13 protein-coding genes are annotated in these 12,884 nt (G+C 71.7%); 7 read left to right on the top strand and 6 right to left on the bottom strand.

What is annotated here, in order from left to right; translation table 11 throughout:
• Positions 1-2: 2 nt before the first annotated feature.
• The 5 genes from folP to ACY34K_RS28380 all read left to right on the top strand — a co-directional run bounded on the left by folP (position 3) and on the right by ACY34K_RS28380 (position 2,954).
• Positions 3-857, top strand: coding sequence for a dihydropteroate synthase (gene folP, locus ACY34K_RS28400; RefSeq protein ID WP_462752115.1), 855 nt, complete (start codon positions 3-5; stop codon positions 855-857).
• Complete coding sequence (locus ACY34K_RS28395; protein WP_462752113.1) at positions 854-1,315, top strand: nuclear transport factor 2 family protein; 462 nt, start codon at positions 854-856, stop codon at positions 1,313-1,315. Before folP ends, ACY34K_RS28395 begins: the two co-directional genes overlap by 4 nt.
• 133 nt (positions 1,316-1,448) lie before the next feature.
• A complete protein-coding gene (gene folB, locus ACY34K_RS28390; protein WP_462752111.1) occupies positions 1,449-1,808 on the top strand; it encodes a dihydroneopterin aldolase in 360 nt (119 codons plus the stop codon).
• Positions 1,805-2,404 carry a 2-amino-4-hydroxy-6-hydroxymethyldihydropteridine diphosphokinase gene (folK, locus tag ACY34K_RS28385; RefSeq protein ID WP_462752109.1) on the top strand — a complete coding sequence of 200 codons (600 nt, stop codon included), beginning with the start codon at positions 1,805-1,807 and terminating at the stop codon, positions 2,402-2,404. The genes folB and folK overlap by 4 nt, the downstream gene beginning before the upstream one ends.
• Positions 2,405-2,465: 61 nt before the next feature.
• Positions 2,466-2,954, top strand: coding sequence for a DUF3180 domain-containing protein (locus ACY34K_RS28380; protein WP_462752107.1), 489 nt, complete (start codon positions 2,466-2,468; stop codon positions 2,952-2,954).
• 156 nt (positions 2,955-3,110) lie between these two features.
• Here ACY34K_RS28380 and folE read toward each other — a convergent pair whose 3' ends face one another.
• The 6 genes from folE to dacB all read right to left on the bottom strand — a co-directional run bounded on the left by folE (position 3,111) and on the right by dacB (position 10,488).
• On the bottom strand, positions 3,111-3,716 hold the full coding sequence (gene folE, locus ACY34K_RS28375) for a GTP cyclohydrolase I FolE (protein WP_462752105.1): 606 nt from the start codon (positions 3,714-3,716) through the stop codon (positions 3,111-3,113).
• A 131-nt stretch (positions 3,717-3,847) separates the two neighbouring features.
• Entirely contained in the window at positions 3,848-5,869 is a 2,022-nt protein-coding gene (gene ftsH, locus ACY34K_RS28370) for an ATP-dependent zinc metalloprotease FtsH (RefSeq protein ID WP_462752103.1), read from the bottom strand.
• 168 nt (positions 5,870-6,037) lie between these two features.
• A complete protein-coding gene (hpt, locus tag ACY34K_RS28365) occupies positions 6,038-6,577 on the bottom strand; it encodes a hypoxanthine phosphoribosyltransferase (protein ID WP_064067358.1) in 540 nt (179 codons plus the stop codon).
• A gap of 41 nt (positions 6,578-6,618) precedes the next feature.
• Positions 6,619-7,650, bottom strand: a complete 1,032-nt coding sequence (gene tilS / locus ACY34K_RS28360) for a tRNA lysidine(34) synthetase TilS (protein WP_462752101.1) — start codon at positions 7,648-7,650, stop codon at positions 6,619-6,621.
• A gap of 209 nt (positions 7,651-7,859) precedes the next feature.
• Positions 7,860-8,996, bottom strand: coding sequence for a zinc-dependent metalloprotease (locus ACY34K_RS28355; protein ID WP_462752099.1), 1,137 nt, complete (start codon positions 8,994-8,996; stop codon positions 7,860-7,862).
• A gap of 46 nt (positions 8,997-9,042) precedes the next feature.
• Entirely contained in the window at positions 9,043-10,488 is a 1,446-nt protein-coding gene (gene dacB, locus ACY34K_RS28350) for a D-alanyl-D-alanine carboxypeptidase/D-alanyl-D-alanine endopeptidase (protein WP_462752097.1), read from the bottom strand.
• Positions 10,489-10,598: 110 nt separating this feature from the next.
• Between dacB and ACY34K_RS28345 the strand changes: the two genes are divergently transcribed.
• Together ACY34K_RS28345 and ACY34K_RS28340 are read left to right on the top strand one after the other, a co-directional pair.
• Positions 10,599-11,093, top strand: a complete 495-nt coding sequence (locus ACY34K_RS28345) for an inorganic diphosphatase (protein WP_462752095.1) — start codon at positions 10,599-10,601, stop codon at positions 11,091-11,093.
• Positions 11,094-11,195: 102 nt separating this feature from the next.
• Entirely contained in the window at positions 11,196-12,869 is a 1,674-nt protein-coding gene (locus tag ACY34K_RS28340) for a threonine/serine exporter family protein (RefSeq protein WP_462752093.1), read from the top strand.
• Positions 12,870-12,884: the final 15 nt, after the last annotated feature.

Raw genomic sequence — 12,884 nt, 5'->3', positions numbered from 1 at the left:
GCTTGCGCGGACGGGGCACGGCCTGGGGCCTGCCGGAGTGGGACCGCTGTGCGGTCATGGGGGTCGTCAATGTGACGCCCGACTCCTTCTCCGACGGTGGCCGCTGGTTCGACACCACGGCCGCCGTCAAACACGGCCTGGACCTGGTCGCCCAGGGCGCGGACCTCGTCGACGTCGGCGGCGAGTCGACCCGCCCCGGCGCCACCCGCGTCGACGAGGACGAGGAACTGCGCCGGGTCGTCCCTGTGGTGCGCGGCCTGGCCTCCGAAGGCGTCACGGTCTCCGTCGACACCATGCGCGCCTCGGTCGCCCGCCGCGCGGTGGAGGCCGGCGCGGTGCTGGTCAACGACGTGAGCGGGGGCCTCGCCGACCCGGAGATGGTGCCGTCCGTCGCCGCCGCCGAGGTGCCGTTCGTGGTGATGCACTGGCGCGGCTTCAGCGAGAAGATGAACAGCCTGGCCGTGTACGACGACGTGGTCGCCGAGGTCGTCGCCGAGCTCCGCGCGCGCGTGGAGGCGGTCGTCGAGGGCGGTGTCGCCCCGGAGCGGATCGTCGTCGACCCGGGCCTCGGCTTCGCCAAGCAGGCCCCGCACGACCTGGCCCTGGTGGCCCACCTCGCCGAGCTGCGCGGCCTCGGCCGTCCGGTGCTGGTCGCCGCGTCCCGCAAGCGCTTCCTCGGCCACGTCCTAGCCGACGGCGAGGGCTCCCCGCCCCCCGCGCGGGAGCGCGACGCCGCCACCGCCGCCGTCTCCGCGATCGCCGCCCACGAGGGCGCCTGGGCCGTCCGCGTCCACGAGGTCCGGGCGACCGCCGACGCGGTCCGGGTGGCCCGCGCGGTCGAGGGCGCCGCCACGTGAGCGAGGCCCGGACCGATGTCGAGGCGGTCGAGCTCGCCAACACCGCCTTCTACGAAGCGCTGGAACGGGGAGATTTCGAGGAGATCTCGGAGCTCTGGCTCGACGACACGCACGGTGACATCTCCTGCGTCCACCCGGGCTGGCCGGTCCTCACCGGCCGGGGCGAGGTGCTCCGCTCCTACGCCCTGATCATGGCCAACACCGACTACATCCAGTTCTTCCTGACCGATGTGAAGGTGTCCGTCGTCGCCGACACAGCACTGGTGACCTGCACGGAGAACATCCTCAGCGGCGGCCCCGCGGAGGACGGCGCCGAGCTCGGACCGCTGGTGGGACAGCTCGTCGTCGCGACCAACGTGTTTCGCCGCACTCCGGACGGCTGGAAGATCTGGTCGCACCACGGCTCGCCGGTACTGGCCGAATCGGGGGACGACGAGGACGACGACAACCCCTCGTGAGTGGGTAAGCGAGCCGTTGAGCGGGCCCGCGGGCCAACACTGTCAGTGCTCGCAGGTAGATTCGAGTGGTGGCAGCGAGCCGACCGCACCCGGCCGCGTGCCCGCCAGACCAACGACAGCAGGAGTGATTCGCGTGGATCGTGTCGCGCTGCGCGGCCTGAAGGCCCGCGGGCACCATGGCGTCTTTCCCCGGGAGCGCGAGGAGGGACAGACCTTCATCGTGGACCTGGTCCTCAGCCTCGACACCCGTCCCGCCGCGGCCGACGACGACCTGGCGAAGACCGTGCACTACGGCGTGGTGGCGGAGGAGGTCGTGGACGTGGTGCAGGGTGAGCCCGTCGACCTGATCGAGACGCTCGCCGAGCGCATCGCCCAGCAGTGCCTGAAGCACGACGGCGTCCAGCAGGTCGAGGTGGTCGTCCACAAGCCGGACGCCCCGATCACCGTGCCCTTCGACGACGTCACCATCACCATCACCCGGAGCCGCGCATGAACCCTCAGCAGAGCGACCCGACCGTGCAGCCGGTGCCGGCCTCCGTGGTGGAGCAGGTCGACGCCGCCGACATCACGCTCTCCAACCCCAAACGGGCCGTGATCTCCCTCGGCTCCAACCTGGGCAACCGCCTGGAGACGCTCCAGGGCGCCATCGACGCCCTGGAGGACACGCCCGGCCTGCGCGTGAAGGCCGTCTCGCCGGTGTACGAGACGGAGCCGTGGGGCGTCGACCCCGGCTCCCAGCCGTCGTACTTCAACGCGGTGGTCGTGGTGAAGACCACCCTCCCGCCCTCGTCCCTGCTGGAGCGGGCGCACGCCGTGGAGGAGGCCTTCGCACGCGTCCGGGACGAGCGCTGGGGCCCGCGGACCCTGGACGTCGACATCGTGTCGTACGCGGACGTCGTCTCCGACGACCCCGTCCTCACGCTGCCGCACCCCCGTGCCCGCGAGCGGGCCTTTGTGCTGGCCCCGTGGCACGACGTGGATCCCGAGGCCCAGCTGCCCGGCGCCGGTGCGATCTCCGAGCTGCTCGCCGGAGTGGGCCGGGAGGGCGTGCTGCCCCGCGCCGACCTGGTCCTCCGCCTGCCCGAATAGCCACCGCGCGGCGGAAAGCCCCGACCCCGATCCGTACGGCACACGACACGAAGGACACCCGGTGAAGCAACTGCGGGTCAAGGTACTGATCGGCCTGTTCCTCGTGGCCGGCGTCCTGTCCTGGGGCGGCGCGCGGCTGTGGGAGTCGTTCGGCACCCTGCCGAGCGTCCCCCTCGCCGCGCCCATCGTGCTGGCGGCGATCGCCGTCGTCCTGACGGCCACCGCTCTCTCCCTGCGGGCGCGGCTGCGCGCCCAGCGGGAGCGCAGGCCCGACGCGAAGGGCGTGGAGCCGCTGATGGCCGCCCGCGCGGTGGTCTTCGCCCAGGCCAGCGCCCTCGTCGCGGCCCTGGTGGGCGGGATGTACGGCGGCGCCGGAGTCTTCCTGCTCGGCTCCCTCGACATCCCGGCCCGTCGCGACCAGGCGATCTACGCGGGCTTCTCGGTGCTGACCGGGATCGCGGTGATCGTGGCGGCGCTCTTCCTGGAGCGGGTCTGCAAGCTCCCGGAGGACGAGGACAATCACGGGCAGGGCGCGGCACGTCCGTCCTGAGACCCGGTTCGCGGGGCATCGCCTCCTGCGGATCTCCAGGTCCTCGGCCCCCTGGGAGTCCCTCGGCTCCAGAGGGTGTCACTCGGGCCGACAGGTCCCCTGGCCGGCCAACCGCCGGAGATCGCCCGACCGTATCGGGCGGCACCGGCGACCGGGCTACCTGGCCATGATCAGGCTCATGGCCTCATTGCGGGTCGCGGGGTCGCGCAGCTGACCGCGCACCGCCGAGGTGATGGTCTTCGCGCCCGGCTTGCGGATGCCCCTCATCGACATGCACATGTGCTCGCACTCGATCACCACGATCACGCCGCGGGGCTCCAGGATCTCCATCAGGGAGTCGGCGACCTGGGTGGTCAGGCGCTCCTGAACCTGGGGTCGGCGGGCATAGACGTCGACCAGGCGAGCCAGCTTGGACAGGCCGGTGATCTTGCCGGCGGTCGAGGGGATGTAGCCCACGTGTGCGACACCCCTGAAGGGGACCAGGTGATGTTCGCAGCAGCTGGTGACTTCGATGTCCTTCACCAGGACCATCTCGTCGTGTCCCAGGTCGAACGTCGTCGTCAGGACGTCCTCAGGACGCTGCCACAAGCCACCGAATATCTCCTTGTACGCCCGTGCCACGCGGGCCGGCGTCTCGCGCAGGCCCTCGCGGTCCGGGTCCTCGCCGACCGCGATGAGCAGTTCCCGTACGGCGTTCTCGGCTCGCTTCTCGTCGAACTCCCCGATCGTGCCCTCGCCGTCCAGCGTCACCGGGTCGGTCATCTGTGCCTCGTTCCGTGGTACGTGAAGTACGCGAAATGCCGCGCCCCCTCAGGCTAGAACCTGGGGGGCGCGGCGTTCATTCCGGGGCTGCCGGACCTGGGGTCCGGCCGCTCGGGGTGCTTCTGGGCCGGTCAGACCTCGGGGCGCTCCTCGGGGACCGTCTCGGTGGCCGGGGCGGTGTCCGTCGGGGCGCTGCCGTTGGCGCCGACGGCGCCGTTGGTCAGCGCCAGCTCCTTCGGGGAGAGCACCGGCGGACGCGTCGAGGGCGTGCGCCGCGAGGAGCCGGTCCACGCCGGGCGGGCCGGGCGCTTCACGATCGGCGCGAAGATCTCGGCGATCTCCTCCTTGCCGAGGGTCTCCTTCTCCAGCAGCTGGAGGACCAGGTTGTCGAGGACGTCACGGTTCTCGACGAGGATCTCCCAGGCCTCGTTGTGCGCGGCCTCGATGAGCTTCTTGACCTCTTCGTCGACCAGTGCCGCGACCTCTTCCGAGTAGTCGCGCTGGTGCGCCATCTCACGGCCCAGGAACGGCTCGGTGTTGTCGCCACCGAACTTGATCGCGCCGAGACGCTCGGTCATGCCGTACTGCGTGACCATCGCGCGGGCCGTGGCCGTGGCCTTCTCGATGTCGTTGGCCGCGCCCGTGGTCGGGTCGTGGAAGACGAGCTCCTCGGCCGCGCGGCCGCCCAGCATGTACGCCAGCTGGTCGAGCATCTCGTTGCGCGTGGTCGAGTACTTGTCCTCGTCCGGGAGCACCATCGTGTATCCGAGGGCCCGGCCGCGGGACAGGATCGTGATCTTGTGGACCGGGTCGGAGTTGGGGGAAGCCGCCGCGACCAGGGCGTGGCCGCCCTCGTGGTACGCGGTGATCTTCTTCTCCTTGTCCGACATGATCCGGGTCCGCTTCTGCGGTCCCGCGACCACACGGTCGATCGCCTCGTCCAGCATGTGGTTGTCGATGAGCTTCTTGTCGCTGCGCGCGGTGAGGAGCGCGGCTTCGTTCAGCACGTTCGACAGGTCGGCGCCGGTGAAGCCCGGAGTACGGCGCGCCACGGCGGACAGGTCGACGTCCGGGGCGACCGGCTTGCCCTTCTGGTGGACCTTGAGGATCTCCAGACGGCCCTGCATGTCCGGGCGGTCGACGGCGATCTGCCGGTCGAATCGGCCGGGGCGCAGCAGCGCCGGGTCGAGGATGTCCGGGCGGTTGGTGGCGGCGATCAGGATGACGCCGCCCTTCACGTCGAAGCCGTCCATCTCGACGAGCAGCTGGTTCAGGGTCTGCTCGCGCTCGTCGTGGCCACCGCCGAGGCCCGCACCGCGGTGCCGGCCGACGGCGTCGATCTCGTCGACGAAGACGATCGCCGGGGCGTTCGCCTTGGCCTGCTCGAACAGGTCACGGACTCGGGAGGCACCGACACCGACGAACATCTCGACGAAGTCGGAGCCGGAGATCGAGTAGAAGGGGACCCCGGCCTCGCCGGCGACGGCGCGCGCGAGGAGCGTCTTGCCCGTTCCCGGCGGGCCGTACAGCAGCACGCCCTTGGGGATCTTGGCGCCCACGGCCTGGAACTTCGCCGGCTCCTGGAGGAACTCCTTGATCTCGTGGAGCTCCTCGACGGCCTCGTCGGACCCGGCCACGTCGGCGAAGGTCGTCTTCGGGGTGTCCTTGGTGATGAGCTTGGCCTTGGACTTCCCGAAGTTCATGACTCGGGAGCCGCCGCCCTGCATCTGGTTCATCAGGAACAGGAAGACCACGACGATGAGCACGAAGGGCAGCAGCGACAGCAGCACCGAGACGAACGGGCTCTGCTTGGACGGCGAGACCGTGTAGCCCTTGTCGATCTCACCCGCCTCGTACTTCTGCTGCAGGGTGGCGGCGAGGTCGGAGCCCTGGCTGCCGATGTAGCTCGCCTGGATCTTGTCGCTGCCCTTGACCTTCTGGCCGTCCTTGAGGTCGACCTTGATCATCTGCTCGTCGCCGGTGGTCAGCTTGACCTGGTCGACCTGGTTCTTGTCGATCGCCTGGACGACCTCGCCGGTGTCCACCGTCTTGTAGCCGCCCGACGAGCCGACGACCTGCATCAACACGACCACGGCGAGGACGGCCAGCACGATCCACATGACCGGCCCACGGAAGTATCGCTTCACGTCCATCCATACGAGGCGATGACGCCCCGTCCCTCCTGCCCGTAGGTAAATGCTGCTATGAGAAAAAGCTGTTCTTCGGACGGTACCCCAGCATTGTCACCCGCGACCGCCTTCCCATGCTCCAACGGCGGGAAGGGGGCCTGGGTTCCCGTACGAGACCGGGGCTTCAGCTGTTCAGCCGCCGTAGACGTGCGGTGCCAGCGTGCCGACGAACGGCAGATTGCGGTACTTCTCCGCGTAATCCAGGCCGTAACCGACGACGAACTCGTTCGGGATGTCGAACCCGATCCACTTCACGTCGATCGCGACCTTGGCCGCCTCCGGCTTGCGCAGCAGAGTGCAGACCTCCAGGGAGGCCGGCTCGCGCGAACCGAGGTTGGACAGCAGCCAGGAGAGGGTCAGGCCGGAGTCGATGATGTCCTCGACGATCAGGACGTGCTTGCCCTTGATGTCGGTGTCGAGGTCCTTGAGGATCCGGACCACGCCGGAGGACTGGGTGCCCGCTCCGTACGACGAGACGGCCATCCAGTCCATGGTGACGGGGGTGGACAGCGCACGCGCCAGGTCCGCCATCACCATGACGGCGCCCTTGAGGACGCCCACGATGAGCAGGTCCTTGCCCGCGTACTCCGCGTCGATCTTCGCGGCGAGCTCCGCCAGCTTCGCGTCGATCTCTTCCTTGGTGATGAGCACCGACTTGAGGTCGGTGCCCATGTCTTTCTCGTTCACCCGGGTCACTTTCGTTGCAGCCTGCGTCAGCCTTGCCGAATGACCAGTCTGCCACCCTGGCGGCGTGCCACGACTCGGCCGGGCAGATTGATGGCCCCCTGACCCCGCCAGCCGGTGATCAGACGGTCCATTTCCTCGATGTGACGGGCGAAGAGGGAGCCCGCGGGCGAGCCCTCGGCGATGGCGGCCCGGCGCAGGACGCGGCGGCGGACGGCGGGCGGCAGCGCGAAGAGCTTCGCGCACTCCAGGACGCCGGCATCGTCCCGCACGGTGGTGTCGGCCTGGGCGGCCCAGGCGTCCAGGGCGTCGGCGTCGTCGCGGCAGAGCTGGGCCGTGCGGGCCAGGGCCTCGACGACGCCCTTGCCGAGGGACTTCTCCAGGGCGGGCAGGCCCTCGTGACGGAGCCGGGAGCGGGTGTAGGCCGGGTCGGCGTTCATCGGGTCGTCCCAGACCGGCAGGGACTGGACCAGGCAGGCCTTGCGGGCGGTCTGCCGGTCGAGCTGGAGGAAGGGGCGGCGGTACCGCCCGGCGCCGGACACGGCGGCCATGCCGGAGAGCGAGCGGATGCCGGAGCCGCGGGCGAGCCCGAGCAGCACGGTCTCGGCCTGGTCGTCGCGGGTGTGGCCGAGCAGGACGGCGGCGGCGCCCAGCCGTTCGGCGGCTTCGTCCAGCGCGGCGTACCGGGCGTCGCGGGCCGCGGCCTCCGGGCCGCCCTCGCGGCCGACGGTGACGGTGGCCGTCTCCACGGGGTCGAGGCCCATGACGGCGAGGCGGGCGGCGACGTCGGCGGCGCGGAGGTCCGAGCCGGGCTGCAGGCCGTGGTCGACGGTGACGCCGCCGGCGCGGACGGAAAGCTTGCGGGCCTCGAAGGCGAGGGCGGAGGCGAGCGCCATGGAGTCCGCGCCCCCGGAGCAGGCCACGAGGATGAGGGGGGAGGCGGACCGGTCCGCGGAGGTGGCCGGGTTTTCGGTTGTGGCTTGCTGGATGTGCGTCAGTACGTCGTGGAGTACGCGGCGGACCGCCAGGCGTATCGCCGCGACCGCAGGATGGGGACCCATGTCCGGTGCCCTTCGTGTGAGGTTGGGGGTGCCTCGGTCGGAGTGTTAACGGTCGGAGCAGGGGGTTCGGTCACTCAGAGTGCGTCGATGGTGACAGAACACAGCCGATACCCGAGCATTGCACGCCTACCCATCGCCCACGGTCCCTCGGATGGGTGATTGGAGGGGCGTTCTCCTGCCGTCGGCCGGATCCGGTTCCTCCCTCTGCTTTACGGTGCACCCTCGGCTTTCCGGTGCACCCGCGCGATCCAGTCCGCCGGTTTGGCGATCTCCACCTTGGTCGGGAGCGTGTTCGGGGAGGTCCACACCCGGTTGAAGCCGTCCATTCCGACCTCGTCGACGACGGCGCGGACGAACCGCTCCCCGTCCCGGTACTGGCGCAGCTTGGCGTCGAGGCCCAGCAGCTTGCGCAGCGCCAGGTCGAGGCGGGAGGCGCCGCGGGCCCTGCGCTGCTGGAATTTCTCCCTGATTTCCGCCACGGACGGCACGACCTGGGGGCCCACGCCGTCCATCACGTAGTCCGCGTGGCCTTCCAGGAGCGACATGACGGCGGTGAGCCGGCCGAGGATCTCCCGCTGCTCGGGCGTCTGGACGAGTTCGACGAGGGAGCGGCCGCCCTCGTCCCCCTCGCCCTCGGGGCGGGCGCCGGACAGGGCCTGGGCGGCCTCCCGCAGCCGCTCCAGCACGGTGGCGGGGTCCATCTCGGTCGCGCTGAGGAATGACTGGATCTCGCCCTGCAGGTGATCGCGCAGCCATGGCACGGCGGTGAACTGCGTGCGGTGGGTCTCCTCGTGCAGGCACACCCAGAGCCGGAAGTCGTGCGGGGCGACGTCGAGCTCGCGCTCGACGTGGACGATGTTCGGCGCGACGAGGAGGAGCCGGCCGCCGCCGTTCTCGCCGGCGGGGAACTCGCGGGTGGCGGGGGCGAACGTCTCGTACTGGCCGAGCACCCGCGAGGACAGGAACGACAGCAGCATGCCCAGCTCCACGCCGGTCACCTTGCCGCCGACCGCGCCGAGCACGGCGCCGCCCGTACTGCCGGAGCGCCGCTCCCGCATCTTCTCCAGAAGCGGTTTGAGCAGTTCGCGGAAGCCCGCGACGTTGGCCTTGACCCAGCCGGCCCGGTCGACGACCAGGACGGGGGTGTCCTCCGGCTCGTGCCCGGCGGGGATCATCCGGGTGAAGCCCCGGACGTGCTCCTCGGACGCCTTCGCGTGCCGCCGCAGTTCGGCGACGACGGCGCGGGCCTCGTCCCGGCTCACCTCGGGCCCGGGGCGGACCAGTCGGGTCGCGGTCGCCACCGCGAGGTTCCAGTCGACCATCTCGGCACCACCGATGCTCGTCATGCGTCAACCGTACGTGGTCGGCGCCGGATCGGGTCAGGGTCCTGCGTCAGCCACCGGGACGGGCGTCGGGGGCCGTGCCGGGAGCCAGGGCCGCGGCGAGGCCGTCCAGGGCGTGCTGCGCGGTGTACGGCGACGGGGTGTCCCCGGCGAGGAACGCGAACACCAGCAGGCGGCCGTCCGCGGTCACCACCGTTCCCGCCAGGGTGTTCACACCGGTGAGGGTGCCCGTTTTCGCGCGGACCAGGCCGGCGCCCGGTGAGCCGTCGCCGTAGCGGCCCTGGAGGGTGCCGGTGAAGCCGCCGACCGGGAGGCCGGTGAGGACGGGCCGCAGTCCGGGCCGTCCGGGTTCCGCCGCGCGGGCGAGCAGCGCGGTCAGGAGGGCGGCGGAGACTCTGTCACGTCGGTCCAGTCCGCTGCCGTCGGCGAAGTTCGCCCCGGCGAGTGGGACGCGCAGTTTCGTGAGCTGGGCCCGGACGGCGGCGGCGGCGCCGGGGAAGCTCGCGGGCCGGCCCGTGGCGAGGGCGGTGCGGCGGGCGAGGGCCTCGGCGAGGTCGTTGTCGCTGTGGGTCAGGGTGCGTTCGACGAGTGCCGACAGTGGCGCGGAGAGGGTCCTGGCGAGGGGGGTGACCTTTTTGGGGGCCCGGCCCGCGGCGGGCGCGGCCGGGACGGTGACGCCGTGCTCGGCGAGCAGGGTGCCGAAGGTGCGGGCGGTGTCCCCGGCGGGGTCGGCGGAGCGCGGGGCGGGCCCGGCGGTCGAGTCGTCGGTGCGGCCCTCGTTCGTCATCAGGGCCGTGACCGGGGCGATGTTGTCGTTGACCCCGATGGGGTGACGCACGGCGCCGGTGTACAGCGAGGTGTCGTAGGTGAGGCCCACGCTGGTGACGCCCCGGTCGCGCAGGGCGCGGGCGGTGTCGGCGGCGAGAACCCGCAGTCGGGCGTGGTCGAGCGTGGGGTCGCCGCCGCCGACGAGGGTGACCCGGCGGGCGTCGGGCGAGGCGACGACCGTGGTGGGAATGCGGTGGCCGGGGCCGAGGGCGGTGAGGGCCGCGACCGCGGTGGCGATCTTGATCGTGGAGGCGGGGGTCATCGGGGTGGTGGCCCCGTTCCCGTACAGCTGCTTGCCGGTCGTGGCGTCGACGACCGAGGCGGTGCGCCGCGGTCCGAGGCCGGGGGCGGCGAGCAGCGGGTCCAGGACGGCGGCGAGGGCGGCGGGCGCCGGCGCGGGGGCCCTGCGCGGGTCCGGTTCGCCGAGCGCGGTGAGCACTCCAGGGGCGCTGGGCGCCGGTGCGGGCGCGTCGGGGCGGGCGGGGCGGTCGGGACCGGCGGCTTCGTGATGTGCGCCACCTGTCCCGGCATGTGCGGCCACCCGGGCGCGCTCGGCCGTACGCTGACCCGAGTCCCAGGGGCCGGCGAGCGCCGCGGCTCCGGCCGCCAGGAGCAGGCCGAGCACGGTGGAGCCCGCGGTGAGCTGCAACACCTTCGGCTCCAGCACGGCTGACCAGCCCCTTTCGCGAGCACTCGGTTGCGTGAGGGACACTTAACCACTGAGCTGTGCCGTGAGCACGGCACCCCCGGTTTGTGTTGATCTTGGAGGAGCCACCCGTGGAGTTCGACGTCACCATCGAGATCCCGAAGGGGTCGCGGAACAAGTACGAGGTGGACCACGAGACCGGTCGCATCCGACTGGACCGTCACCTCTTCACGTCGACCGTCTACCCGGCCGACTACGGGTTCGTCGAGGGCACCCTGGGCGAGGACGGTGACCCGCTGGACGCGCTCGTGCTGCTCGACGAGCCGACCTTCCCCGGTGTGCTGGTGAAGTGCCGCGCCATCGGTATGTTCCGGATGACCGACGAGGCGGGCGGCGACGACAAGCTGCTGTGCGTGCCGGCGTCCGACCCGCGGGTGGAGCACCTGCGCGACATCCACCACGTCTCCGAGTTCGACCGCCTGGAGATCCAGCACTTCTTCGAGGTCTACAAGGACCTGGAGCCCGGCAAGTCCGTCGAGGGTGCCAACTGGGTCGGCCGCGCCGAGGCCGAGGCCGAGATCGAGGCGTCCTACAAGCGCCTGGAGGCGCAGGGCGGCGCCCACTGACCGGGCCCTTCGCCGAACCGCCGCGGGCGGCGCACCCTGTGGGTGCGCCGCCCGCGGTGCGTGGGAGGCCTGGGCCGTGCCCATACTGGGCAGACGCGTCGGATGGGAGTGAGGACGAGCACAGTGGCGGAGCCGGACGGTCCCGGTCCTGAGGACCGGAAGCCCCAGTCGGACGAGGCACGCAGTGCGTTCACACCGCCGCCCGGTGTGGAGCAGCCGCCCGGTCCCCGCGAGGAGGACCAGCCGACGTCGGAGTTCGCCCTTCCGGAGGGGCTGGAGCCCGAGGGGCCCGCGGAGCCGGAGGGGTCGGCGTTCGCGCCGCCCTCCACGTACGCGGCGCGGCAGTCGCCGCCCGCGTTCACACCCGCGCAGGGCATCCCGGCGATAAAGCTGTCGAAGGACGCGCCGTGGCAGGACCGGATGCGCACGATGCTGCGGATGCCGGTGAGCGAGCGGCCGGTGCCGGAGCCGGTGCAGCGGCAGGACGACACGGGGCCGGCCGTACCGCGCGTGCTCGACCTGACGCTGCGCATCGGCGAGCTGCTGCTGGCGGGCGGCGAGGGCGCGGAGGACGTCGAGGCGGCGATGTTCGCGATCTGCCGCTCGTACGGTCTGGACCGCTGCGAGCCCACGGTCACCTTCACGCTGCTGTCGATCACGTACCAGCCGTCGCTGGTGGACGACCCCGTCACGGCGAACCGGACCGTGCGCCGGCGCGGCACCGACTACACGCGCCTGTCCGCGGTCTACGGGCTGGTCGCCGACCTCAACGCCGACGACTACGACGTCTCGCTGGAGGAGGCCTACCGGCGGCTGGCGGAGATCCGGCGCAACCGCCATCCCTATCCGGGCTGGGTACTGACGCTGGCGGCGGGCGTGCTGGCCGGGGCGGCGTCCGTGCTGCTGGGCGGCGGGGTCCCGGTCTTCCTGCTGGCGGCGGCCGGCGCGATGCTGGGCGACCGGCTGGCGTGGCTGTGCGCGGGGCGCGGGCTGCCGGAGTTCTACCAGTTCGTGGTGGCGGCGGTGCCGCCGGCCGCGCTGGGCGTGACGCTGAGCCTCGCGCACTCGGGGCTCCAGCCGTCGGCGGTGATCACCGGTGGGCTGTTCGCGCTGATCCCGGGGCGGGCGCTGGTGGCGGCCGTCCAGGACGGTCTGACCGGCTTCTACATCACGGCGTCGGCCCGGCTGCTGGAGGTGGGGTACTTCTTCGTCGCCATCGTGGTGGGCGTGCTGTCGGTGCTGTACGTGGGCGTGCAGTTCCAGGCGAAGCTCAACCCGGAGGGGGCGCTGGGGACGGTGGAGCGGCCGGTGGTCCAGATCCTGGCGTCGCTGGTGCTGTGCGTGACGTTCGCGATCCTGCTCCAGCAGGAACGTTCCACTGTGCTGTTCGTGGCGCTGAACGGCGCGGTGGCGTGGGTGGTCTATGCCTCGATAGCGCTGACGGCCGGGGGCTCGGCGGTGCTGGCGACGGCGGTCGCGGCCGGTCTGGTCGGCCTCTTCGGCCAGCTGATGGCCCGCTACGAGCACACGTCGTCGCTGCCGTACGTGACGGCGGCGATCGGCCCGCTGCTGCCGGGAAGCGCGATGTACTTCGGTGTGCTGAACATCGCGCAGAACAACATCGACGCGGGCTTCGCCTCACTGGCGCGGGCGGCGGCCCTGGCGCTGGCCATCGCGATCGGGGTGAACCTGGGCGGCGAGATGGCCCGGCTGTTCATCCGTGCCCCGAGGGCCGCGGCGTCCCGCCGCGCGGCCAAGCGGACGCGCGGATTCTGACGCCGGGCCCGCGGC

The sequence above is a fragment of the Streptomyces sp. STAM6 genome (assembly GCF_054963715.1).
The sequence above is the reverse complement of the archived record's forward strand: the minus strand, read 5'-3'. Positions and strand labels throughout refer to the sequence as shown.